Origin of the sequence: Xanthocytophaga flava (assembly GCF_030068545.1) — a bacterium.
GTDB classification, from domain to species: domain Bacteria; phylum Bacteroidota; class Bacteroidia; order Cytophagales; family 172606-1; genus Xanthocytophaga; species Xanthocytophaga flava.
On sequence record NZ_JASJOR010000013.1, the window covers coordinates 98,520 to 124,740 of the forward strand.

Here is a 26,221-nt window from a genome sequence, read left to right on the forward strand (position 1 = left end):
ACCAAAGTTTGATCATCAGCATCAAATTATCAAATAAGCATCCTTTTCATTTTTTGCATTTAAATATGTACTTTGGGTCCATGTTAACACTCCTTAAAGCATACCAAAAACGGCTAACTAACCTTACGTCATCCAATAAATCGCTACTTCTGTTGACACTACCTTCAGAGCAGTTTTTCGATCTTCATGAATTGGATTTTCTTGACAACAGACCTTCATTTGAAATTGTCTGTCAATTAATTGCGGGTAAGAATAAGATTGCTCTTTGTGATGTACTAGACAGCAGGTATGACAAAGTGAATGAAGCAACCAAACGATTACGACGTATTGTCCGGACAGCTTCATTTATTGAACAGGAACGTGGTGCGCAGGATTTGTATGTTGGCTATCCTATGATACATGGGAAACTTATTGATGGCACATCTGTCAGATGTCCGTTATTATTTTTTCCTGTACACCTGGCACAATCTGGTAACCGTTGGGAATTATATCCAAGAGAAGGCGAAGAGATCCAATTGAACAAAAGCTTTTTACTCGCTTATTCCTACTTCAATAATGTAAAGATTACAGATGAATGGATAGAGACAGACTTTGATGATTTTAGTAAGGATAGTCTGGAATTCCGAACCCGACTCTATGAATTATTAAAACAAAGTCCTCTTGAGATAAACTTCAACCAGGATACCTTTACAGATAAGTTGCAGCCATTCCAAACGTTTAAAAGAGGAGATTTTGAAGCTTTACAACGCAATGGAGAAATCAAACTCTATCCTGAAGCCGTGCTGGGAATTTTTCCGCAAGCAGGTTCTTATTTGATGCCTGATTATCAATATCTGATTGAAAAGAATGAGTGTAAAGAAACAGAAGATTTCTTTCTTCGGAAAATTACAGAAGAAAGAAAGAGTAAGGTTTCAAATGAGGAGAATTTATTGACACCATTGCCACTAGATGCCTCACAGGAGCAGGCTATGCAAATGGTAAAGTCAGGTAAGTCGGTTGTGGTGCAGGGACCTCCGGGAACAGGTAAGTCACAATTTATTGCTAATCTCATGGCAGACTATGCTGCACAGGGGAAACGAGTGCTATTGGTGTGTCAGAAACGGGTTGCACTGGATGTGGTGTATGAACGACTTCGGCAAGTAGGGATTACGGACTTCTTGGCGTTAGTGCATGATTTTAAACAAGATCGCAAGGCACTGTATGAGCAGATAAATCGGCAGATAGAACGTATAGAAGAATATAAACGTCTCAATCTGAGTCTGGATGCGATCTATCTGGAACGTAACTTTACACAGGAATGCCGGCGAATTGATAAGCTTACTCAGGAACTGGAAGAGTTTCGGAAAATATTATTTGATGAGACGATTTGTGGTGTGTCAGTAAAAGAACTGTATTTAACTAGTAGTCCTGACAAGCTCGGTGTTTCTCTTAAAAAGGAATATAAACATTTTCGGTTTGGAGAAACGGATGATTTTATGCGACGTCTGGCTGCATATGAATCCTATTTGCCCTTAGAAGCTGAATTTTATCCCTTGCATGATCGAGTTTCCTTTCATGCGTTTACTTATTCTGACCAGGATCTACTTACAGAATATCTTCAGGAAGTACCTGCTACAGCACAAAGTGTATTGATACAGGCAGATCGAATAGCCAATTTGAAGCTAAGTATCTCGGATCTGGAAGTATTGACAGAAGAAGAACGAAGGATGCGGCAGGTATTTGAATTGATTCCTGATGAACCTGTATGGCAGATTTTTCTTCATTATTACAAAGGTAATAACGCATTTGTGACATCTAAGTGGTTAGATAAACAGGAGAAAGAGATATTAAAATGCCTTAAGGGAATAGGTATTGAGAGGAGTCTTTCTGTGGACCAATTGCCTCATGCTTTGGAATTATGTATGAATGCTTTGGATGCCCGTCAGAATCTGTTCTCATGGATCAGGTGGAGTTGGTTTTCAGGACAAAAAAAGGAAGTACAGTCTATTGCCGATGACAATGGAGCATCCCTGGAACGAAGTGATTTGAAGAAGTTGGTAGAGAAGATTAAACGGCGAATTGCATTCGAGAAAGTAAAAGAAAATCTTGCTGTTGCCTGGAATACTGAAAACCTGTATGAGCCAGATTTGGCTAAGCAATGGTTTGAAAATCAGCGAACTGCCCGAAAAGCCTACAAGCTATCCAGGAAACTTGCCTCTTTCTATCCTTTATCCTCTTTATTACAGGGCTCTTATAGAGTGTTTCAGGAGAAACTCTATCAATTGCAGGCCATAGCAGATGAGTGGAGGCAAAGCAAAGTAAGATGGAGACGCTATCTGACACAGGAACAGGTGACACGTGCCTGGAAAAATCCGCTGAGTATTCAGGATCAACTCATTGCTCTTGCAGAAGACTTTGATGCTCTTTGCGAACTGGATAAGATTAAGATTAGTTTTTCCTCACAAGAGCGTGAGGTATTAACAAAGATACATGCCTATTATGCTGCATTAAGTAAAGATGACCTTTCGCAAAATAATTTATCTGGATGGGCCTTCCTTTTTGACAATAGCCTACGACTGTCATGGATTGATCATATAGAAGGGCAATATCCTATTTTACGGGCAGTGTCAACACATAAGCTTAAGCAGATGGAGGATGAGCTACAAGAAGCTTTGTTAAAAAAGCAAAATCTGAGTCGGGAGATGTTGTTGATGAAACTCAGGGAGCAAACCTATCGGAATGTAGAGTTTAACCGATTGAATAATCTGGTTACCTACCGTGATCTGAAACATCAGGTCTCAAAAAAGCGTCACATTTGGGCTTTGCGGAAATTATTTGCAGAGTTAGGAGATGAAATATTTCAACTGGTTCCTTGCTGGATGGCTTCTCCTGAGTCCGTTTCTGCTATTTGGGATATTCATTCTTCGGATGTTGTTTCTGGCGAAGACAACTCTGTTGTTGCAAAGGCCAGAAAAACAGTATTTGATCTGGTGATTTTTGATGAAGCTTCCCAATGTTTTGCTGAACGAGGCTTACCTGCCATGGCTCGAGGTCAGCAGGTGGTTATCACAGGTGACAGTAAACAATTGCAACCGAATGATTTGTATCAGATTCGGTATGAAGAAGATTTAGAAGAGGTACCTGATTTGGAAGTTAATTCTTTGCTGGATCTGGCATCAAGGTATTTACCTCAAACTCAACTTAAAGGGCATTATCGTAGTCAATCATTGGAATTGATTGATTTTTCTAATCGTCATTTCTATCAGCATAATCTGGAATTACTACCTGACTTTACTCTGATTAACAAAGCAGATCCTGCCATCCATTATGTTAAAGTAGATGGTATTTGGAACGATAGCCAGAATCAGGAAGAAGCGGATGCTGTTGTTACATTGGTTCAAAAGCTTGTTCTGCAATATCCTGAGAAACAAATCGGGGTAGTGACGTTTAATTACAAACAACAGGGGCTGATACAGGATAAGCTTGAGTCAATCACTATAGAACATGGATGGTTGTTGCCAGATAGTTTATTTGTCAAGAATATTGAGAATGTCCAGGGTGACGAACGGGATATCATTATTTTCTCATTAGGTTATGCCCCTGATAGTGCTGGGCGACTAATGATGCAATTTGGTAGTTTAAACCAGCAGGGAGGAGAGAACCGACTGAATGTTGCGATTACCCGGGCCAAAGAACGTATTTATGTTGTTTCCAGCCTTCATCCACAACAACTACGTACAGATGATGTCTTACATGAAGGACCTCGGTTGTTACAAAAGTACCTGGAATATGCATGGCAGGTCTCTGTTGGGGAGTATGTCCCTAAACCTAAAATATCAGATAGATTTGTATCTAAAAAATTACTAAAAGATAGGATTGCAGAAGCACAGTCTGAGGCAGTAAAAGAATTGCCTTTTGCTGATATCACTCTAAAGCAGGAGGGAAGATATGAGGCTCTGATCCTTACAGATGATGACTTATACTATCAAAGTCTGTCTGCTAAGGAGGCACATGCTTATACACCTTTTTTACTGACAGCCAAGCACTGGAAATTTAAACGTGTATATAGTAGAGAGTGGTGGAAAAAGTCAGGACGCTTGCCTAAACAATAAAAAGTAAAAGCCCGTACTTTACAGATACGGGCTTTTACTTTTTCTACTTCTTATTCAGTAATTTACTATATCTCGCAGGATCATTCAGAACTTCTACTGCTGCTTTTAATTCTTTGTCGTTATCAAACGAAGCTTCTACCATACCCTTCTCAAAATAATAACGGGCTACTATTTCTTCTTCCAGTGCTTCTTTAACCTCTGTCTTGAATTTTTGCAGGTCAGATTCCTTGTTATGATACATCTTGTTTTTTAAGGCTTTAATCTGTTCCTGAATATCCTCATAATATTTTTCCTTCTTTGCATACGCAATCAGATCTTCTACACTTCTTTCTACCTGTGTAGTATAATCATAATCTTTACTGCCAAGCCATTTCACAAACTCCTGATATTCTGCATCTGTAAGCTTAAACTCTTTCGGGGACTTTATAGAAGCATGTTCATTCGTATACTTATTGGCATAATCGAATAGCAGGTTCTTATTATCCAGACTGAAGAGAATCTGAGGGATCAGCGACTTTTCTACTTCTACATCAGGTGAGATTCCTCCTCCATCATATACTACACGTCCACTTTTAGTTTTAAATGCAACACGTAAGGAATCCGGAATTTTGCCAACGCTGCCATCTTCATTGCGATGACTGTAATCGATTGCCTGAATACAACGGCCACTAGGAATATAGTATTTAGCTGTTGTCACTTTTAGCTGTGAATTATAAGACAATGGACGAGTAACCTGAACAAGGCCTTTACCATAAGTACGTTGTCCAATCAAAACACCTCTATCATAATCCTGAATAACACCAGACACAATTTCAGCAGCAGAAGCACTTCGGCTACTGGTTAATACTGCTACCGGAATATCTGTATCTACTGGTGGGTTCAATGCTGTATAGACTTTGTTCCAGTCTGTAACCTTTCCTTTAGTGCTTACAATCTCAACATCTTTAGAAACAAACAGATTGGAAATATTAACAGCCTCACTTAATAAACCACCTGGGTTGTCTCTTAAATCCAACACGATTTTCTTAGCCCCCTTACCTTTTAATTCAATCAGCGCATTTTTTACTTCACGGACAGCGCCACTTGTAAAGTCTTCCAGGTGAATATATCCAATATCATTGGTTACCATGCCATGATAAGGTACATTATCGATTTTAATATTTTCACGTGACAGAGGGACTTCTATTGATTTATCCTGCCCATATCTTTTAATTGTGAGTTTCACTGGAGTCCCTGCCTGTCCACGGAGTAGCTTATTCACATCCAGATAGGTTTTATTTTTCAGATCAATATCATCAATCTTGATGATCTCATCACCTACCTTTAGTCCTGCCCGAACTGCCGGAGAGTTGTCATGAGGCATAATCACGTATGTTTTGCCCATACGAGAACCTACAACTGCACCAATTCCTCCATATTGTCCGGTAGTCATGGTTCGATAATCTTCAATTTCATCTTCAGGAATGTAGTCTGTGTAGGGGTCCAGAGATTTTAACATGGCATCAATGCCTACTTTCATCACATGATTGGGATTTACTTCATCTACATAGAAGTTATTTACTTCACGGAAAAGTGTACCAAAAATCTCCAGATTCTTCGCTATTTCGAAGTAACGCTCTCCTGGATCAGAGAATGCAAAGCCTCCCAGTAATGCTGCTGGAATTGCTGCAAACAATAAAGATTTACGAACTTTAATCATAATATTTTTCAATGCTGATTAATTACAACTGAAAAAAGTTGTAAAATTTAGCAAATAGATAACGAAAAGCCAAAGATTAAATTGTTAAAATGATGAGTGGCTAGTAGGCTGAAGTCCAGTGTCTTGTAACTTTTTCCAAACAGCATTAAATTTTTTGCTCAGAATGTCAGAAGGTAGTATTTCCTTACTTACATAGATAACACTCAGATAGGCTGGAAAGACAGACGGAGGAGTAGCTGAAAGCCATTCATACTTATGATGACGATAGATTTCCTTTAATCTGCGACGTATCAGATTTCGTTTGTTTGAGCGCTTAAAATTTCGCTTGGAAATAGAAAAAAATATTTGAGGATAGGCGATTTCTTCGTTTGTTCTGGGAAGATATTGAATCCGAAAAGGATATAAATAAACAGAGGAACCTTTCTGAAAAAGTTCCTCGATTATTTTTTTGCTACAGAGCCGTTCAGCTTTGGGAAGATTTTGGTTTTTTACCAACATAAGAAATAGTGATCAGCAAATAATCATTAGTATAATAGCCAACGACAAATGCTAGAAATGATCAGCTAGTATAATTATGCTTTATGTCTTCTTTCGTCTGACACAGTTAGTTTTTTGCGTCCTTTGGCGCGACGGCTTGCTAACACCCGACGTCCATTAGGGGTCGACATTCTTTCAAGAAAGCCGTGCTTGTTTCTTCTCTTGCGCTTGGAGGGCTGAAATGTACGTTTCATGACAATAAACTTAATATTATTATTTTAGATGTATTTCTAAAAAACAGGGTTGCAAATATATGGAAAGCATTTTAAAATAAAAACATTTGATCGTATTTTGTTGTATATTAATCTGGATAAGCTTGGTTTGGGCTTATTTTATTCCTGGTATAGTACTTGTAATACGGTTTGCCCAACTGCTTTAAGTGTATTCTTATCTATAATCTGCATGTTATCTGCATGAGTGTGATGATATGCTCCAAACTCGCCTTCTGTTGAGAAATCTATAATATCGATAGTTGGGATACGTGCATACTCATTGATATATACATGATCATCTATAATTTCAGGAGCCTGACCGTTACGGAAATATTGCCCATAGCCTAATGCCTGTCCTATATTCCATACCTTATCTACAATACCAGCAGCATATCTTACTGAACTTCCTTCTCTATTAAAAACAGCGTTTTTACCCCCTGCCATGTCAAGTAATATCCCAAAATATGCAGAGTAGCCTGGTTTATGCAGGTTTTTACCCCAATGTTGAGAGCCCAGACAGTAGTATTCTACATTAGATTCTGGATTTGTGTATTTGTCTCTGTTTTCGAAATCTGGAATGCCATAATCTTCCACATCGAAAAGAATAATGTCCACTCCAACATTGGGTTTTGTTGAGGCAGTTGATAAGACTCTGGCTATTTCCAGTAATATGCCGACTCCGCTGGCTCCATCATTGGCACCATCAATAGGTTGCTTGGTTTTGGCGCTATCTTTATCGGCCACATGGCGGGTATCCCAATGAGCTGCCAGGAGAATATGTTTTGGTGCTTTTGCATTAAATGACGCAATGATATTGCGTGCCTTAAGTGGTGTTCTATCATAGGCGCTAGCTGTAAACTCCTGTACGGTTACTTCAGCCCCATATTGTTTTAATGTGGCTATCAGATAATCTCCACAGGCACGATGTCCGGCAGTATTTGGGACTCTTGGACCAAATCTGACTTGTCTGTCTACAAAGCTGTACGCAGAGTCTGCGGAAAAATCAGGTGCTTTTGTTGTAATTACAGATTGGCTTTCTGTTGTTTGTGTAGTTTGGCTTTCGCCTCCTTTGGAGCCATCTTTACAGGCTGATAACCACACTACTGCTCCTATAAAAAATATAATCTTTTTCATCAGAAAAAATAATACCCGCCTCTTCGGTTAATAAGATAGTTGTTTCAGGTGTATTCGAAAGAGGCTAAAGAAACGTTACAAAAATCAACTTTGCAAACATTCTTTCTTTAATTCTGATAGGGTTAACTCAAACCGAAGATTATAAGTTTAAACTCATCGGCGCATTTTTAGTCTTAGATATTCAGATGAATTAGATTCGAAAGACAACTTAATGAGCATAGAAAGTTCATTTTCCCATATTAAGGTGCATGCCAGTGGATATTTCTGATCACTGATTGCTATATAGGTGGTATCATAACCAGAGATCTGCTTGGCAGTAAGCTTATATGTACTAATCTGAATCATTGGTAGTTCAGTTTGGTACATATCATAGTATACACAGGCTAACTTTCCATTAAGAGGAGATATTTGTGGTTTTTCAAAGAAAATAGCTGTATCACCCGTTTGCTTATCTACTGTAAAATATTCATACCATTCATAGCCCGTACATTCCATTATATATTTATCAATGTCTGGTAAATATCCAATGTATTTGTACTCAAGAAAATTATCGTCCTTAGAAAGATTGTTTTTTACAACAAAGGATTTACCTGTAGCTAATGGTAATCTGATTTCTCCGTTAATTATTTTAAACCGATTAGTATCTCTCTTTATTTTATCCTGATAAGTTGTTTCACTGGATGCAAATTCTTTTTCTGAGATAACAGACAATACAAAACGTGTAGAGTCAGTAGGCTGAACAAAAGAAAAACGGGTGGATGCAATTACCTGTGGTTCCTGTTTGCGTCCTTCCAGCTTATGCACTGCTACGGTTTGGGCTAAAGCAGATTGCCTGCCACTGTGACATGAGAACACAGTGACAGGAATCGTTATTACTAAGAGTATCTTTTTGACCATCAGAATACACTGGAAAAAGAACCAATACTTGTTATGAGAGTGCATAGGCGTTCCTGTTCAAAAGAGATACTTACCCAAAATGACAACTTATTAGCCTTCGGCCACTCAATCAAATAATTACTCTTCATAGGCCCAGGCTATACCAGTTTTCATATCACGTACAACAACTCCAATTTGTTTCAATTGAGCCCTAATTTCATCTATTTTTGTGTAATTTTTCTCGACTTTTGCATCTTTATAGATAGTAAGAAGCTCAGAGAGTAACAACTCAAATGCATCAGGTTTCTCTTCTTTGAGTCCTAATACTTCTTCGATAAAAGTTACATATGTTGTGCGAAGCATATTAAAACCTTCTTCTCCCAGTTCCGCACTTTGTATTTGTCCTAATTGCAATTGATTTATTTTCTTAAGCAGATCGAAAAGCTTGGCAATAGTGACCGCTGTGTTCAGGTCATCATTCATAGCATCATAACAACCTTGTGCAGCTGTCTTGATATCTTGCAAATGCTTTTCATTTACCCCTACTCCGTCTACTTCAGAAAAGGTTTTTGTTTTGATATAATGAAGTCCATTTATTAAGCGCCGATAGGCTTTTCCTGATGCCTGTAGCGCATCATTGCTTAAATCCAGTACACTTCTGTACTGCGATTGTAGCATAAAGAACCGTACAGTCATTGGGCTGTATGCCTGAGTCAGGAATAAATTTTGCCCAGTAAACAGTTCATCTGGTAGAATAGAATTGTCTTTTGATTTAGACATCTTTTCTCCATTCAACGTCAGCATATTTGAGTGCATCCAATATTTTACGGGCTGTACTCCATTAATACCTACTGCCTGAGCAATTTCACATTCATGATGGGGGAATTTAAGATCCATACCACCACCATGAATATCAAAGTGAGTACCCAGATATTTTGTACTCATACAAGTACATTCCAAATGCCAGCCAGGGAATCCCTCACCCCAAGGCGATTTCCAACGCATAATATGTTTAGAGGAAGCCTTTTTCCAGATTGCGAAATCCAGAGGATTCTGTTTTTCCGACTGCCCATCCAGTTCACGGGTTTCATTGATTAGTTCTTCTATTACCCGGCCAGAAAGTTGTCCGTAGTTCTGATATGAAGACTGGTATGTATTTATATCAAAATATACAGAACCATTTGATTCATAGGCATATCCTTTTGAGATTAGTTCCTTTACTGCCTCAATCTGTTCTACCATATGTCCTGTCGCAGACGGCTCTATACTTGGAGGCAACATATTCATGGTACGTAGTACATCATGAAAATTATTGGTATAGAACTGGACAACTTCCATTGGTTCCAGCTGTTCTAAACGCGCTTTCTTCGAAATCTTATCTTCTCCGTCATCCGCATCGTTTTCTAGGTGACCTACATCTGTGATATTTCGCACGTATCTGACTTTATAGCCTAAGTGAAGCAAATACCGATACAGTATATCGAATGTAAGAAATGTACGTACATTGCCCAGATGGACAGAACTATATACTGTCGGACCACACACATACATACCTACGTAAGAAGGGTGTATGGATTCAAACAGTTCTTTCTGACGTGTAAGTGTATTATAAAGTTTTAATGGCTGGGGATTCACAAAGAGTAAAGAATTTAAATTTAAAGATCAGGAATGTTTCATGCATGAAAAGGTTTACATGCAACAACATCGATCGTGGTATTTGTTCAGTAGCATACTTCTTTTGTGGAAAAATTTGAGTTCACCAGAACCATATATGAAAAATGGCAACAAAGATACAGAGGTTTTAACTATAGCAAAGAGTTTATCCCGAGGAAAGTTAAAAACTACAGATATTCTTCATTTTTATAAGTGGGTTGCTTAGGAAAGGATAGTAGTTTGAATACCAGCCATAAAGATAGTTATTTTACTTGTTTCTCCTTTTGGAGTGAGGTAAAATATTTCTCTAATTCAGATTCAATGACAGTAAAAGTCTGATCTTTCAATGATTCCATATCATTAACTGTCATTCCTTTTGTTGGAATAGGTTCATGAATGATTACTTTTATGCCTTTACGTAAAAATAACAGCTTTCCATCATCTGGTAGGATCTGCCAGTTATATGGGAACGTTATGGGAACAATAGGCACCTGTGTATCAATAGCCATCCGAAAAGCCCCATCCTTAAAAGGTGCCATTCGTGGAGGTTGTTTGGATTTAATGCCACCTTCCGGAAAGATTACAATGCTACGATTGTGCTGAAGAAAATTCACGGATTTCTGTACAATTCTGTAACGTTCCAGTTTGCTCTCCCGATTGACCGGAATATGAAGCTTGCGAAACATATAGCCAAACAGAGGAACTTTGGTAATCTGGCTTTTTCCAATGAAAGCATAATAGTGAGGCAACACCACTCCCATTACTGCAATATCCAGATAGGAAAAATGATTGGAGCAGAATACATAGGCTTGATTATCAGATAATGTTGCTCTATTCTCTATATCAACAGAGATACCACATAATGGAAAAAATAATTGCCCCCATAAACGATTAAGGTAATGGGCTTTGGGATGCCATTTTTCACGTTGTAAAAACAACCAGAAAAATGGAAACAACAATAAAAACAATCCAAGAAACCAGAAATAACACCAAAAAGAATACAGTCGTCGCATGAGCTAGTGAGAACAATTACTCCAGCAAACTACATAAGCTGAAATAGTTGGAACAGAAGCGCAAATTAGAGAAAAGCAAGAGATTGCCCGAATAATTGGTTTAAAATTATTTCTGAAGGGAGGTATGTGAATGTTGATAGTCAATACAATTCACCTTTCATAACCGTAATAGCCTGCCCTCCAAGTAATACCCGGTCATTTACTAAGCGAACTTTCACAACACCTCCTCGTGCAGAGGCCTGAAAACCCGTCATAGTTGTTTTGCTCAGTTTTGCTGCCCAATAAGGTCCTAAAGCTGTATGAGCAGAACCTGTAACCGGATCTTCATTCACACCTACAGCAGGCGCAAAAAAGCGGGAGATAAAATCATAGTCAGTTGATTGGCTACTAGCTGTAACAATCGTGCCTCGTATGGGCAATTTGCTTAATTCAGAGAAATTGGGTTGTAAGTTTCTAAGTACTTCTTCTGATTCAATCTCAATCAGATAATCCATCTTATTATTTCCTACAAAAATAGGATTGACACCTAATGCTTCTGTCAATCCTTCTGGAGCGGTTACTTCTATTGCTTGTTTAGCAGGAAAATCCATTTCAATCCAGTCACTATTCTTTGTGCAGGTGAGAAGACCACTTCGTGTAAAAAAACGGGCGGTATCATCATGAGATAGTTTTTGAAGTTGCCAGAGTATATGTGATGTGGCCAGGGTTGCATGACCGCATAAGTCTACTTCTACTTTCGGGGTAAACCACCTTAGTCGATATCCATCTTCTTCAGGCCAGGCAAACGCTGTCTCAGAGAGATTCATTTCCATAGCCAGATTCTGCATCCATTCTTCTTTAGCTGGTTCTTCCAATAAACAGACAGCCGCAGGATTGCCTCCAAAAATGCGTTGAGTAAATGCATCAACCTGATAGATATTCATAGACGTGTATGGTAAGGTATAGTCAATAAGATGTTATACTATCAAAGGAATACTTTTTTCGGTGTTTTTTCAAAATAATTTTTTAGGTTTTCCGTCTAGCACAAAACCAGTTATTCAATCAGACCTTTACATAAACTACTATATTCCATGCTTTCCAGATTAATGGTTTTATTGCTCATTGTAGTTCTATTCTTTGGAGTTGACTATTATGTATATCATGCTTTACGTACTTTGCCTGAATCGTTTCGGCGACCAGCCCAGTGGATCTCACTTTTTTTCTCTATTGGTTCAATAGTTTCACTGTTGTTGTTCTTTTTAATACCAGGTTTACAAGGTTCTGTGATGCGGAATTTTCTTATGACTATGGTATTCACTAATCTGTTGATTAAGCTCGTTGCAGGGATCTTTGTACTTTTGGATGACATTATTCGACTAGGCAAATGGGTGGTATCTAAATTTACTTCCTCAGATGCAACAGCCCAAGCTCCAACCACGAGTCCTCAGGATGCTGCACCTGTAATTCCTCGTTCTGAATTTCTGATCAAAGCTGCTGCCATTGCAGGGACAGTTCCGCTTGTTGGAGTTGGTTATGGTATATTGTTGGGTGCACATGATTACAGAGTTCGTAGAGTAACCTTACGATTGCCTAACTTACCCCGTTCGTTTGACGGAATACGTATTGCTCAGATTTCAGATATTCATTCAGGTAGTTTTTTCAATAAGAGAGCTGTTACAGGAGGAGTCGACATGTTGTTGAAGGAAAAGCCTGATATGATATTTTTTACAGGAGACTTAGTTAATAATATTGCAGAAGAAGTTGCAGAGTATGTTCCCATCTTCCAGAAGTTAAAAGCTCCATTAGGTGTATTCTCGACATTAGGTAATCACGATTATGGGGATTATGTGAATTGGGAGAGTGCAGCTGCAAAAACAAAAAACCTTCAGGATCTGATGCACGCTCATAAACTGATGGGTTGGGACTTGCTGATGGATGAAAATCGGAAAATTATTCAAAGTGGAGATGAACTCAGTATTATTGGGATTCAAAACTGGGGAAGAAGCTTTTCAAAACATGGTAATCTGGCAAAAGCCTATAAGGGAGCAGAAGATGCTCCTGTAAAACTGCTTCTATCGCATGATCCTACACATTGGGATGCTCAGGTCCGTCCAAACTTCCAGGATATTGATGTGGCATTTGCCGGACATACACATGGTGCACAGTTTGGAGTAGAGATTGGAAATTTTCACTGGAGTCCTGTTAAATATGCCTATAAGCAGTGGGCTGGGTTATATCAGGAAAAAAATGATGTAGGAAAAACGCAATATCTGTATGTGAATAGAGGCTATGGATACATTGGTTTTCCCGGACGTGTAGGGATGCCCCCTGAAATAACTATTTTTGAATTAAAAGTAGTCTGATTTAAACATAAATAGCTGATAATAGTTTACTATAAAGTTTTTCACTATGTCCGGCTGAAAAGTGTAATTTATTTTTCTACAGAAATGAACCATTTTCATAGAAAAATAAATTACATGTAAACACAGACTACCTTTTAAAAACACTTACTAACATGAAAAAACTACTTTTTACCTGTTTTACACTTTTAGCAACGGGTATTTTTACATTTGCACAGAAAGTTGAGAGTTGTTGCCAGATCTCAGCTACAGATGCAATGGCCCGGTTAGTAGATGACCCAGAATTCGTAGCTAGCCATTTGGCTCCGCTTCCCTATATATATGAAGGTAAAGATGGCAAAATGATTACTTTTAAAACAACAGACGGTAAAACCGCTAATGCTTTTGAATTAAAGGCAAAAACAAAATCCAATAAGTATCTCTTTGTGTTTCAGGAGTGGTGGGGATTGAATGACTACATCAAACGTGAATCTGAAAAATACTATAACGATCTGAAAGGCGAAGTGACTGTGATCGCATTGGATATGTATGATGGAAAAGTAGCTACTGATCCTGAAACTGCAGGGAAATATATGGGAGAAGCTAAACCTGAGCGCCTGGATGCTATTACCAAAGGTGCAGTTGAGTATGTAGGAAAGGATGCAAAGATAGCAACAGTTGGTTGGTGCTTTGGTGGTGCGCGTTCTCTTCAGGCGGCTTTAGTAAGTGGCAAACAAGCTGTTGGCTGTGTGATGTTTTATGGTATGCCTGAAAAAGATGTAAATCGGTTGAAAACTTTACACACAGATGTATTGGGTTTGTTTGCAGGAAGAGAGAAATGGATTAACTCAGAAGTTGTTTCCCAATTTGAAAAAGACATGCAGGCTGCAGGAAAAAAAGTAACTGTAAAAACATTCGATGCAGAACATGCTTTTGCAAATCCAAGTAATCCCAATTACGACAAAGCAAAAGCGGACGAAGCATATATGATGGCAATCAATTACCTAAAAGGAAAGTTTAAGGTCTAAAGTTGAATAATCTCACAACTCAAAACCCTGTCTCTTTCCTGAGCAGGGTTTTGTTTTTTATGTCTATACAGTTTCTTTGCCAAATTGTTTTCAAGTTCATTTCCTGATTTATTACTTTGCACACAAATTATTTTTAGCATTATATGATCCAGAATCCAAAACGATATACTGTTACAGCGGCTTTAATATATGCCAATGGCCCGATACACATAGGTCATTTGGCAGGTTGTTATATTCCGGCTGATATTTATGTTCGCTACCTGAGAGCCAAAGGGGCTGATGTGCTCTTTGTGAGTGGAACCGATGAACATGGTGTACCTATTACTATTCGGGCACAAAAAGAAGGCATTACTCCCCAGGAAGTTGTAGATAAATATTATAAGCAAATTCGGGATTCTTTTGCTGAATTTGGTATTTCATTTGACATCTATTCCCGCACAAGTAAGAAAGTTCACCATGAGACTTCTCAGGAGTTCTTTAAAGACTTATATGATAAAGGCGTCTTTGTGGAAGAAGTCTCTCAACAGTATTATGACGAGAAAGCAGGTCAATTCCTGGCTGACCGATATATTGTAGGTACATGTCCTAATTGTGGCAATCCCAATGCCTATGGCGATCAATGTGAGAGATGTGGGAGTACATTAAGCCCGATGGAACTTATCAATCCACACTCTATGCTAAGTGGTGGAAAACCAGTGTTGAAAGCAACTAAAAACTGGTATCTTCCTTTAGATAAGATGCAGCCGCAGATTGAAGAATATATTGCCTCTCATCCAGAGTGGAAGGTGAACGTTGCTGGACAATGTCAATCATGGTTGAAACAAGGCCTACAGCCACGTGCAATGACTCGTGATCTGGATTGGGGCATTCAGGTTCCTCTGCCTGATACAGAAGGTAAGGTGTTGTATGTGTGGTTTGAGGCACCAATTGGCTATATCTCTGCCACCAAAGATTACTTTACTGCCAAGAAAATGGGAGCGGCTCCTGAATTGTACACAGCTCCTGTACCAGAGACAACAACACCTGGTGATTGGGAAGTGTACTGGAAGGCCAAAGATACCAAGCTGGTGCACTTTATCGGAAAGGATAATATTGTGTTTCACTGTATTATTTTTCCGGCAACCTTGATGGCTGAAGGAAGTTACATTCTGCCAGAAAATGTACCCGCTAATGAGTTTATGAACCTGGAAGGAGATAAGATCTCTACCTCACGTAACTGGGCTGTATGGTTGCATGAATACCTGGCTGAGTTTCCCGGTCAACAGGACGTATTACGGTATGTACTTACTACGAATGCACCAGAAACAAAAGATAATGAGTTTACCTGGAAAGATTTTCAGACTAAAAACAATAGTGAACTGGCGAGTAACCTGGGTAACTTTGTAAATCGGATTATCACATTAACACATAAGTACTACAAAGGAGAAGTTCCTGCTCGTGGTGAATTGTTTGATATAGATAAAGAACTGATAGAGGGACTGGCAAAAGCTCCTGCTGAAATTGCAGAGGCAATTGAAAACTATCGGTTTAGAGAAGGTTTATCTCTGTTGATGGATATTTCCCGTATGGGCAATAAATACCTGGCAGATACTGAACCCTGGAAAAAAATCAAGGATGATCCTGAACGGGTAAAAACTATCTTAAATCTTAGTGCTCAGGTTGTGGCTAATTTGGCTGTTCTGTCAGAGCCTTTCCTGCCATTTACATCACAAAAGATATATGACATGTTAAATATTCCTATTTTGAGATGGAATCAGGCAGGAAGTGTGAATTTAATTCCTGATGGACAAGTTTTTGGATCCGCGGAAATATTATTTTCTCAAATCGAAGATGCTACTATTCAGGCTCAGGTAAAGAAACTCGAAGATTCTAAGAAAGCAAATGAATTAGCCTCTAAAACAGTAGCACCTGCTAAGGAAGCTGTGACATTTGATGACTTTCAAAAGATGGATATTCGAGTGGCTACCATTCTGGCTGCTGAGACTGTTCCTAAAACTCAGAAATTGTTAAAGCTGACATTAGATACAGGATTGGATCAACGTACTGTTGTGAGCGGGATTGCTGAACATTACAAGCCAGAAGAGATTATTGGAAAACAAGTGTGTTTACTGGCAAATTTAGCCCCAAGAGATATCAAAGGGATTTCCTCACAAGGAATGATCCTGATGGCAGAGAATATAGATGGTAAGTTGACATTTGTAAGTCCAGCTACGTTGATTACAAATGGGGGGACCATACGATAAGTAGTAACTGATTAAAGTTATAGTAAGCCGCTGTCTGTGGAAACAGATAGCGGCTTTTTTGTAAAAATCCTCTTATCTGAAGTGTAGAGCAAAGTCAATTGTTCTGTGTTCAGCCCAGGTCATTTCCTCATTAAAGCGGCTGAAGCCTACATGGCCTCCCAATGCAGGTGTTTCCAGAAATAAATAATCAGACTGGGCTGCAATATCTGCTGGGGAGCAGCTTGCTGAGAGTACAGGATCGTTCTGCGCATTTAAAACCAAAGCAGGAACTCTGATTTGAGAAAGATAAGGTAACGAACTGCAACGAATACAATACTCAGTGTCGTCTTTAAAACCATGTAATGGAGCAACATAATGTTTAGTTATATCCATTAGAGTACTATAAGTCAATGCTTTTTTTAGTGCTTGTGGATCAATAAGAGATGATTTGCTAACTAAAAAATTTTTGAGCTTATCCCGAAACATCCGGCCATATAGGCTATGATCTCCCATAGCTTCTACACTACCTAATACATCACAAGGAGAGGAGATGGCAACAATACTTTTTATTTCAGAAGGAATGGCATTTTCCAATTCACCTGCATACTTTAAAGCAATGTTGCCGCCTTTACTAAAACCAACAAGTGAAATTTCTTTGTATTCTTTGTGGGTTAAAACATGCCGAATAACTATATCCAATTCATCGCTACTACCATGAGTAGTCATTCGCTCCAGAAGATTAGGCTCTCCGCTTAAACCTCTCATATTCCAGCTTAAAACATCCCATCCAATTCTGTTAAATGCCTTTGCCATTCCCAGCATATAGGTACGGGTTGAATTGCCTAACAACCCATGAGTCAAGATAGCCAACTTTGTGGTAGGAATCTGTGCTTGACTCCAATCCAGATCCAGAAAATCATGGTCTGGTGTCTTGATTCGCTCCCGAGAGTAATGTATTCCTTCAACACGGCGAAAAACATTAGGCAGAATCGTTTGCAGATGACGATTCCATTGATGGATCGGTGGATTATAAGAAGGTATAGGTAAAACAGGCATATGCTGGAAATATAATGTTTTAGAACGGTAGCCTATCAGAACAGGTTCCCTGATGGAGAATAAAATTATAGACAGAAGCTATACAAAAGAAATGTTCAGTCCTACTTTCCCTTCTTACTATTCAAAGTGGCATCTTTTTTTTATCTTACTATGTAACTCGGTTACCTATTTTGGTTTCTGCAATTAATGCAGTGACCAACAAGGTATTCACAGGATTTTATTTTTAAATTTTCATACTACAGACAACATACTATGAACGAAGTATTTTCTGCAAGTCGTCTTAAAGACATGTTCACTCCTGATCAGGTAGTGTTAAACGAAAAAGGTGTTTCTTTCCGAACCAAACGGTTATTAAGTGGATCTGACAATTTTGTGTTTTATTCTGATATATCAGGTGTTGACATTGACAGTGGACTTTTCTTCGCTACTATTCGCATACTTCCAAGGGCCAGACCTGAAATTGTAATCAAGGGATTTTCGAAGGGAGACGCTGAACGGATCAAAGAATTAATTCTTGAAAGAGCTTAAATCTGTGATTCCCTTTTGCACATAATTCACAGCAATCAATCTATTGCGTTGAATTCCGATCAGATTTTGTTTTTGCGGTGAGTTATGCGCAAAAACAAAATCTGATCGGAATTCCGGTCAAAATAAAACATGATTGGAGTTATGCATATAACAAGAAGTGTAGTGAATTAGACGTAATTCTTCCACCAATAAGCGGGACTGCCTATCCTTGCTAAAAAAATAGCTTGAGGTAAACTATGCGCAAATCAAAATCCTTCCTATAGCCTTCCCTTATATGGATAGTCCTCAAAAAAACTATATAACAAAAAATGGACAAGGGTAAAACCTGTATCTAGTTTTTGTAGAGCTTTAGCAATAGATATCTTTCAAAAGAGTAATGACCTAAGTTCTGTGAATCAATAATTATTCACAATCAGGCTTGAAATTAGCAACTTTATATCGTTTTCCTTTATACGAGTAATGCCACCACTCAGATGTAATAGGACTAAAGCCTACCTGTATCATGGTTTGTTTGAGTAGTTGTCTACGTTGAAGTACATCAGCGGGCAATTTTGTATAGGCATGATACGCTTCTTTTCCAAAGAAATCGAATGGAGTTCCCATATCTAATTCTTTGCCTGTACTGTCTGCCAGTGTAAGATCCAATGCCGCTCCTTTGTTGTGCATAGAACCATTGCCATAAGGATTTCCTACAAAGTGATCATTAGGCATTATCTTCCACATCTTTTTCTGTACATCCAAAGGACGATAGCAATCAAATAGCCGTAGACGATAGCCTTTGGCTAACAATATATGCTGAGCTTTGATCAGAGCCATTGCCGCTTCCTTTCGAAGGAGACACTTAGCACAATCATAAACCTTTTCCTTCAGAAAGTTATTGGGTGTTGCATACCGTAGATCCAATATAAATGATGAATCTAGCCGGATAAGTTCTACAAACCCACTATCCGGAATCTCATGAAGCTGGATTGGGGGGCGTGGTGTTGATAATGTCTGCTGAATAGTATCAGCTCGTTTTATAGAAATTGTAGTATCAGGTAATGAGTCGTGAGTAGATATATCTATTGGTTTAACAGGCTGGAGAGAGCTTGTATCTTCTATTTTATTTGCTTTTTCTCCCTGCGAAGATGTACAGCAGTAGAATAGAAGGGTGAAAATAAATATAGATACAAATCGAGCTTGAACGTACATGAAGATAAAACGGAATAGTATAATCAATAAAAATATATTGTCTACATTCACAATTACATACTGCGAATGTGCTGTAAGGTGTCAAAATTACATATTTTACCAAAAGTAATGGTAGATTTCGCAAAGAGACTATATATATAAATTATCCGGACGCAGATATAAGACAGTGATAGGATCTTGAAAAAAATAGCATTTTTGATAGATTTACTACACGTATCAAAGACCAAGGTTGTAAAATGAAGGCAAGTTGTAAAATAAACTATGGTTCTAACGGAATTATGGTAATTTTCAACGAATAAAATGCGGGATTTGCCGAATTTTTTAAAAAAAATAGGTTGGGTATTGGCTTACATCAAAATCTTTTAACATATTGGACGCTCTTTTTGATGAGAATTGTTCTTCTGATTAAAGAAATTTAAGCTATTCATCAACCTAAAACAAACATAAAGTATTTATTCTTACATCCTTATGAATTTATTTGTAAAAAAAAATCTAGAACAACTACTTCAGGAAGCAGAGTCCAAGGAGCTTAAGCGGAGTATTGGAAAGTGGGCGTTGGTGGCTTTGGGAATCGGTGCCATTATTGGAGCTGGTCTATTTGTGCGAACAGCTGCTGCTTCTGCAGAATCGGCAGGCGCTGCTGTAACCATATCATTTATTGTGGCCGCAGTAGGTTGTGCATTGGCTGGTTTGTGTTATGCCGAATTTGCTTCTATGATTCCCATTGCTGGTAGTGCTTATACTTACTCTTATGCTACAATGGGCGAATTTGTTGCCTGGTTTATTGGATGGGATCTTGTTCTGGAATATGCATTGGGTGCTGCTACTGTTTCAATTGCGTGGTCTGAATATTTGAATAAGCTTTTAAAGTCTGTTGCAGGGTGGGAGATTCCTTATGAGTGGTGTCATTCCCCGTTTCAATCTGATAATGGAGTGCATGGTATTATGAATATACCTGCGTTGTTCATAATTTTTCTCCTTACATTGATATTGATCAGAGGTGTCTCTGAATCTGCTACAGTAAATGGTATCATTGTAATTGTAAAGGTTGCCATCGTTATATTATTTATTGCTTTGGGTTGGTCTTATATTAATCCTGTTAACCATACTCCATATATGATTCCGGAAGGAACTGCTGGACATGAAGGATTCTTTGAACATGGATGGGGTGGTATCCTGGCAGGAGCAGGGACTGTATTTTTTGCATTCATCGGATTTGATGCTGTATCAACAGCTGCACAGGAAACCAAAGATCCTAAACGTGATATGCCTTTTGGTATTCTGGTATCTCTGGCTATCTGTACAGTTTTATATATCTTATTTGCTCACGTACTTACTGGTGTTGCTAATTACACTGAATTTGAAAAAGCAGGTAAAGAAGCTTCTGTTGCTTATGCAATCGAAACCTATATGACCAAATATAGCTGGTTAGCACTTTTTGTAACTATTGCTATTCTGGCAGGGTTTTCTTCTGTAATTCTGGTAATGCTTTTAGGACAATCCCGTGTATTTTTCTCTATGTCAAAAGATGGATTGGTACCTCCAATTTTCTCTAAAGTACATCCTGTCTATCAAACACCTTATAAGTCGAATCAGATTTTCTTTGTGTTTGTAGGGTTGTTTGCTGCCTTTATTCCTGGTGATGTAGTGGGTGATATGACAAGTATTGGGACATTATTTGCCTTTGTGCTTGTTTGTATAGGAGTAATTATTATGCGAAAAACAGATCCTAATACTCCACGTCCTTTTAAAACTCCATTCTCTCCAGTTGTACCTATTTTAGGTGCATTAGTTTGTTTGGCAATGATTATTGGCTTAGGAGCGGAAAACTGGATTCGTTTGATTGTATGGATGCTTATTGGATTAGTTGTGTACTTTGCTTATGGCCGTCATCATAGCAAATTGCAAAACCAAAAAGTTGCCTAATCCAATTCTAACAGCAATATTGAAAATAAATAGAGGTTTTAGTAAATCGAGTTGCTATTTGAATCTTAGACTTTTTTTATAAAAAATTTAAGAAAATTGCTTTCAGACATTTACCTTTCTATCATATGTAATATATATAGATAGCTTTGCGAACCTTAAATTATTTTTTTGTTAAAAATGGGGTTTGTGTATAGGAATCTTTAATTAAATTTTAATATTTTTGAAGTTTAGATATAAAAATTGTTCATAACCATTTAAAAACCGCCTTTTATTTTGTAATTGCCAGAATGTAATAAGTTTAATTTATTTTTAATATTATTGTGTCGTTTTAAACCTAATCTTTTAATTAATCACTTATAAACGTTTAAATTGGATGAAAAATCAAGCAACAAAGCCCGCTGCTCCAAAGACAGGTGAAAAAAAATCATCAGGTGGTAACTGGTTCGCCGTTTTAACTATTGTACTCATTTTTATCATTGCCGTTTGTATTTATAATTTCATTCTGGGAGATGGTTCTCACTTCGAAGGTGGAGATAACAAAAATGAACCTATCCCTGGCGATTATTTGGGTACAGTTTACAAAGGTGGATTTATCGTACCAGTTTTGATGACAATGTTGTTATCTGTAATTGTTTTCTCTATTGAGCGGGCTTTCACTCTTGGTAAAGCAACAGGTACTGGATCAATTGACGTGTTTGTTAGAAAAGTAAAATCATCTCTTGCTTCTGATAATATCAACGAAGCACTTGCTGAGTGTGACAAACAAAAAGGATCTGTAGGAAATGTTATCAACTCTGTATTGCACAAATACAAAGAGATGGCTGTTGATACTACTATGAGCAAAGACCAAAAAGTTCTGGCTATCCAGAAAGAGTTGGAAGATTCTACTGCATTAGAATTGCCTATGTTGGAGAAAAACCTGACTATCATTGCAACACTTGCTTCTGTAGCTACGTTGACAGGTCTGTTAGGAACGGTAATGGGTATGATCCGTGCATTTGCTGGTATGGCACAAGCAGGTGCTCCTGATTCATCTGCACTTTCAACTGGTATTTCTGAAGCCTTGATCAACACTGCATTAGGTATCGGTACTTCTGCTCTTGCAATCATTGCTTATAACTTCTTTACAAGTAAAATCGATACGTTAACGTATAGCATTGATGAAGCTGGTTTTAGCATTATGCAAAACTTTGCTTCTAAACATAACTAATCTGATAAAGATTGAAGTAACCAACAAATACTATTCATGTATGGGTTGGTTACTTCGTATTGATTGAATTCCGCGTAGTTGAGCAAAGTGAACTTTTTGAAAAAAAAAGTAAAAAAGTTTATGGAATGTGCAGGCCTTCTGCATCTATAGATAAAACGGATTCATTCATGCAAGATTTCTTTATAATGCTTGTAAAAAAGAAACATCATTATGGCAAAAGTAAAAGTTCCCCGTAAATCCATATCGCTTGATATGACTGCAATGTGTGATGTGGCTTTTTTGCTACTAACCTTCTTCATATTAACCGCAACTGCAAGAGAAGAAGAACCTGTTGTTGTTGATACACCTGGTTCTGTATCAGAGACTGTATTGCCTGACCGCGATGTTCTTGTTATCAGTATTGACAAAGACGGGCAAGTATTCCTGAAAGTAGATAGTGAAAAAACACGTCTGGCTATGCTGGATAAGATGGCAGGAAGATATCAGGTTTCTTTCAGTGAAGGAGAAAAAAATCAATTTCGTCTGACTGAGATGTTTGGAGCTCCAATTGCCAATCTCAAGAATGTGCTACATGCGAAAGGAAGAGAAAGAGCTGCATTGCAAAAAGGCATTCCAACGGATTCGCTTGATAATCAGCTGGATAACTGGGTTTCGTATGCCCGTTTAGCTCAGGTAGAAACATTTGGTACTGAACAACAGCTTCGTATTGTTATTAAGGCAGATAAGGATACAAAATATGAGGTAATTCAAAAGGTAATTGATACCTTAATGAAGCAGAACCTGAACAAGTTCAACCTCATTACCAATCTGGAGCAAATGCCGGCAGGTTTTGGAGAGAAAAAGAGCCATTAATATACATACTAGTTTATTAATGATTTCCAAAGACTGTTCAAGTAATTTATTTGTTAACCTTTTAACTGATTTATAGAAATGGCAGATGTAGATACCGGTGGTAAGGGTGGTGGTAAAAAGAAAGGTGCCAAGAAGGCATCGACAAAAGTTGATATGACACCAATGGTAGATTTGGCATTCTTGTTAGTGACGTTTTTTATGCTTACTACTACATTGAGTAAGCCAAATACTATGTCACTGAATATGCCAGAAAAACCTAAGCCTAATGACCCGCCACCTCCTAAAGTAGATGAACGCGTGACAACTACTATAGTATTAGATAAAAATAACCGTATTTTCTATTACAAAGGTGTTGAAACTCCCGAAGTTTTCACAACTGATTATTCAGCAGAAGGATTTCGGAAAGTGGCTGTAGAAATGGTTGCGAAGGGTAAAAGTTTGCAAAAGGATGCTGTATTTATTATTAAACCAACAGCAGAAGCATCTTATAAGAATGTAGTAGATATTTTGGATGAGATGAAAATCACAGATGCCAAAGTATACGCTATCCAGCAGCTTTATCCTCAGGATAAGGAAATTATTGAAAAATATAAAAAAGAACATAATATCACTGACTGATCATGATAGATTATAAGTCGCCGAGTGTCACCTTAGACGATATTGTCTTTGAGGGCAGAAATCACTCTTACGGAGCTTATATGATCCGTAAGAACTATCAGCGTATTGTGCTGCGTTCTTTGCTGATTGGTGGTGCGCTTTTTATCGTTGCTTTCCTGTTTATGCAATTTGTTACAACACAGGAAGACACTGAAGAAGCGGTAGAAGTAGTAGCTGACTTAGCTAACCTACCACCACCACCACCTGTAGATCCAAATGAACCGCCACCGCCACCACCGCCGCCTGCACCACCACCACCCAAAGTGGCAACCATCCGGTTTGTGGAGATGGAAGTTGTAACTGCTGAAGAGGCTGTAGAACCTGTAACCCGGGTTGAAGAAACAGAAAATAAGCAGATTGCAATGGAAACCCAGGAAGGTGAGGAAACTGCTGTTGACTTAGGTTTACCTGAATCTGCTCCGTCTGTGTTGTCAGAAGGGAAAGGTGAAGAAGAACAACCTTTCGTGGCGGTAGAACAGATGCCTGAATTTCCAGGTGGTAATGCTGAATTATTTAAATACTTAAGTAAGAATATCAGATATCCTGCTCAGGCTCGTAATCAGAACATCCAAGGTAAAGTATTCGTTTCTTTCGTTGTTGGAGCTGATGGTTCTATCAAAGATGTAACAATTGCTAAAGGCATAGGATATGGTTGCGATGAAGAAGCAAAGCGTGTAGTTAGCACAATGCCGAAATGGAAAGCTGGCCGTCAAAGTGGACGTAGTGTTCCTGTTCGTTATAGCTTACCAATCAGCTTTACATTGGCGGCTCAATAGTTTGATAAAATAAAAATTCTGAATTACCATGAAATCGCATAGACCTTTGCACGAAACTATTTTTGCCATTTTTGGAATAGTTATGGCACTGGTCTATGTGATTTTAGGCATAGCAATCATATTCACTGACTTTGCAGATGCTATATTGCCGAAAGGAATGAAATTAATATTAGGAATAGCCATTATTGGGTATGGAATATTTAGAATCTACAGAGCTGCAAAACAGCTATTGCCCAGCTAGGCAAACAACTAGAAAGTATTGTAAAGAAATCCTGACATTGTTACAAGGATTCTTCTATATAGCCTCATTTGTCTCATTCACTGCCTGTCAGGAAAGAGCAGCTGATACTCCCACCCAAGGTAAAATTGCGATTGCAGTTGATGAGTCATTTCAACCATTAATACAAGCAGAAGTAGATGCGTTTCAAGCTTCTTATAAGTATGCAAAGGTAACACCTATTTATACTACAGAAGCTCAGGCAATGAGATTAATGTTGGCCGATAGTGTACGATCTGTAATCATTACAAGATCTTTTAGTGCAGAGGAGTTAGAGTTTTATGCAAAGAGAAAAATAACACCTGATAGTTTGAAGATTGCTACAGAAGCTGTGGCTTTAATTGTCAATAAGAAAAATGCAGATTCTTTACTGACAATGAATCGCTTTCGCGCTATTCTCAATGGCTCTATTAAAACATGGAAAGAGATAAGTGGGCAAGGTCCTACAAAGGATATTGTGATTGTTTTTGATAATGGAAATTCCAGTAATCTCTCATTTATTAAGAGAAAGTTTGGTTTAGGAAATGACTTTGATAAAAAGATATATGCTGCTCAGTCTAATAAAAAAGTGATTGAGTATGTACAACAAAATGAAAATGCAATAGGTTTGATTGGAGTAAGCTGGATTAGCGATGTAGATGATCCAAAACAACAGTTTGCCAGAAAAGATGTTTCTGTTGTGGCATTAGCAGAGAAAGATGATCCTACAATAGACGATTACTATCAACCTTACGCTGCTTACCTGAAAACAAAGCAGTATCCGTTATATCGGGACTTATACATTGTAAGTGGAGAAGCAAGAAAAGGCCTTGGCACAGGTTTTGCAGCATATGTTGCAAGTGAGAAAGGTCAATTAATCATATTGAAAGCCGGATTGCTGCCTGCAACCCAGCCGATTCGTTTGGTCAAGGTCAATACAAGATAAAGAGTTAGTTACCAAACTAAACATAATACTATCCATTTAC

Annotated in this window: 22 protein-coding genes; 12 read left to right on the forward strand and 10 right to left on the reverse strand. The window is 38.2% G+C overall.

From position 1 onward, the window contains the following. Positions 1 to 80: 80 nt before the first annotated feature. Entirely contained in the window at positions 81 to 4,091 is a 4,011-nt protein-coding gene (locus tag QNI15_RS19460; RefSeq protein ID WP_314033109.1) for an AAA domain-containing protein, read from the forward strand. 43 nt (positions 4,092 to 4,134) lie between these two features. On the opposite strand, the gene QNI15_RS19465 is transcribed toward QNI15_RS19460, so the two are convergent. From QNI15_RS19465 to QNI15_RS19500, 8 genes are all read right to left on the reverse strand, one after another. Next, entirely contained in the window at positions 4,135 to 5,790 is a 1,656-nt protein-coding gene (locus QNI15_RS19465) for a S41 family peptidase (protein ID WP_313979150.1), read from the reverse strand. A gap of 84 nt (positions 5,791 to 5,874) precedes the next feature. Beyond that, positions 5,875 to 6,288, reverse strand: coding sequence for a ribonuclease P protein component (locus QNI15_RS19470; RefSeq protein ID WP_313990981.1), 414 nt, complete (start codon positions 6,286 to 6,288; stop codon positions 5,875 to 5,877). Between the two features lie 74 nt (positions 6,289 to 6,362). Beyond that, a complete protein-coding gene (gene rpmH / locus QNI15_RS19475) occupies positions 6,363 to 6,521 on the reverse strand; it encodes a 50S ribosomal protein L34 (RefSeq protein ID WP_313979147.1) in 159 nt (52 codons plus the stop codon). Between the two features lie 138 nt (positions 6,522 to 6,659). Beyond that, on the reverse strand, positions 6,660 to 7,673 hold the full coding sequence (locus QNI15_RS19480) for a M28 family peptidase (RefSeq protein WP_313990978.1): 1,014 nt from the start codon (positions 7,671 to 7,673) through the stop codon (positions 6,660 to 6,662). 153 nt (positions 7,674 to 7,826) lie between these two features. Beyond that, entirely contained in the window at positions 7,827 to 8,615 is a 789-nt protein-coding gene (locus tag QNI15_RS19485) for a hypothetical protein (protein WP_313990975.1), read from the reverse strand. Between the two features lie 72 nt (positions 8,616 to 8,687). Beyond that, positions 8,688 to 10,184 carry a cysteine--tRNA ligase gene (cysS, locus tag QNI15_RS19490; protein ID WP_314033110.1) on the reverse strand — a complete coding sequence of 499 codons (1,497 nt, stop codon included), beginning with the start codon at positions 10,182 to 10,184 and terminating at the stop codon, positions 8,688 to 8,690. Positions 10,185 to 10,465: 281 nt separating this feature from the next. Then, positions 10,466 to 11,215, reverse strand: a complete 750-nt coding sequence (locus QNI15_RS19495; RefSeq protein ID WP_313990970.1) for a lysophospholipid acyltransferase family protein — start codon at positions 11,213 to 11,215, stop codon at positions 10,466 to 10,468. Positions 11,216 to 11,355: 140 nt separating this feature from the next. Next, positions 11,356 to 12,138 carry a PhzF family phenazine biosynthesis protein gene (locus QNI15_RS19500; protein WP_313990967.1) on the reverse strand — a complete coding sequence of 261 codons (783 nt, stop codon included), beginning with the start codon at positions 12,136 to 12,138 and terminating at the stop codon, positions 11,356 to 11,358. Between the two features lie 147 nt (positions 12,139 to 12,285). On the opposite strand from QNI15_RS19500, the gene QNI15_RS19505 reads away from it, so the two are divergent. The 3 genes from QNI15_RS19505 to metG all read left to right on the forward strand — a co-directional run bounded on the left by QNI15_RS19505 (position 12,286) and on the right by metG (position 16,804). Next, entirely contained in the window at positions 12,286 to 13,557 is a 1,272-nt protein-coding gene (locus tag QNI15_RS19505; RefSeq protein ID WP_313990965.1) for a metallophosphoesterase, read from the forward strand. Between the two features lie 152 nt (positions 13,558 to 13,709). Continuing rightward, the gene (locus QNI15_RS19510) at positions 13,710 to 14,561 is read left to right on the forward strand and encodes a dienelactone hydrolase family protein (protein WP_313990962.1); all 852 of its coding nucleotides are present in this window, start codon (positions 13,710 to 13,712) and stop codon (positions 14,559 to 14,561) included. A gap of 143 nt (positions 14,562 to 14,704) precedes the next feature. After that, positions 14,705 to 16,804: a methionine--tRNA ligase gene (metG, locus tag QNI15_RS19515; protein ID WP_314033112.1), complete on the forward strand. Its 2,100-nt coding sequence runs from the start codon at positions 14,705 to 14,707 to the stop codon at positions 16,802 to 16,804. A gap of 72 nt (positions 16,805 to 16,876) precedes the next feature. Here metG and QNI15_RS19520 read toward each other — a convergent pair whose 3' ends face one another. Next, entirely contained in the window at positions 16,877 to 17,839 is a 963-nt protein-coding gene (locus tag QNI15_RS19520) for a YheT family hydrolase (RefSeq protein ID WP_313990957.1), read from the reverse strand. A 252-nt stretch (positions 17,840 to 18,091) separates the two neighbouring features. On the opposite strand from QNI15_RS19520, the gene QNI15_RS19525 reads away from it, so the two are divergent. Beyond that, a complete protein-coding gene (locus tag QNI15_RS19525; RefSeq protein ID WP_313979124.1) occupies positions 18,092 to 18,367 on the forward strand; it encodes a hypothetical protein in 276 nt (91 codons plus the stop codon). Positions 18,368 to 18,769: 402 nt separating this feature from the next. On the opposite strand, the gene QNI15_RS19530 is transcribed toward QNI15_RS19525, so the two are convergent. Further along, positions 18,770 to 19,558: a M15 family metallopeptidase gene (locus QNI15_RS19530; protein ID WP_314033114.1), complete on the reverse strand. Its 789-nt coding sequence runs from the start codon at positions 19,556 to 19,558 to the stop codon at positions 18,770 to 18,772. A gap of 468 nt (positions 19,559 to 20,026) precedes the next feature. Between QNI15_RS19530 and QNI15_RS19535 the strand changes: the two genes are divergently transcribed. The 7 genes from QNI15_RS19535 (at position 20,027) to QNI15_RS19565 (ending at position 26,181) form a co-directional block, all read left to right on the forward strand. After that, a complete protein-coding gene (locus QNI15_RS19535) occupies positions 20,027 to 21,484 on the forward strand; it encodes an amino acid permease (RefSeq protein WP_313990951.1) in 1,458 nt (485 codons plus the stop codon). 373 nt (positions 21,485 to 21,857) lie between these two features. Then, positions 21,858 to 22,694 (forward strand): MotA/TolQ/ExbB proton channel family protein, encoded by an 837-nt coding sequence (locus tag QNI15_RS19540; protein ID WP_313979117.1) that lies wholly within the window; start codon positions 21,858 to 21,860, stop codon positions 22,692 to 22,694. 210 nt (positions 22,695 to 22,904) lie between these two features. Next, positions 22,905 to 23,546, forward strand: coding sequence for an ExbD/TolR family protein (locus QNI15_RS19545; protein WP_314033115.1), 642 nt, complete (start codon positions 22,905 to 22,907; stop codon positions 23,544 to 23,546). A 78-nt stretch (positions 23,547 to 23,624) separates the two neighbouring features. Then, positions 23,625 to 24,164, forward strand: coding sequence for an ExbD/TolR family protein (locus tag QNI15_RS19550; protein ID WP_314033116.1), 540 nt, complete (start codon positions 23,625 to 23,627; stop codon positions 24,162 to 24,164). Positions 24,165 to 24,244: 80 nt separating this feature from the next. Continuing rightward, positions 24,245 to 24,979 (forward strand): energy transducer TonB, encoded by a 735-nt coding sequence (locus tag QNI15_RS19555; protein WP_314033117.1) that lies wholly within the window; start codon positions 24,245 to 24,247, stop codon positions 24,977 to 24,979. Positions 24,980 to 25,007: 28 nt separating this feature from the next. Further along, the gene (locus QNI15_RS19560; protein ID WP_313990936.1) at positions 25,008 to 25,220 is read left to right on the forward strand and encodes a hypothetical protein; all 213 of its coding nucleotides are present in this window, start codon (positions 25,008 to 25,010) and stop codon (positions 25,218 to 25,220) included. Then, complete coding sequence (locus QNI15_RS19565) at positions 25,171 to 26,181, forward strand: PstS family phosphate ABC transporter substrate-binding protein (protein WP_314033119.1); 1,011 nt, start codon at positions 25,171 to 25,173, stop codon at positions 26,179 to 26,181. Before QNI15_RS19560 ends, QNI15_RS19565 begins: the two co-directional genes overlap by 50 nt. Positions 26,182 to 26,221: the final 40 nt, after the last annotated feature.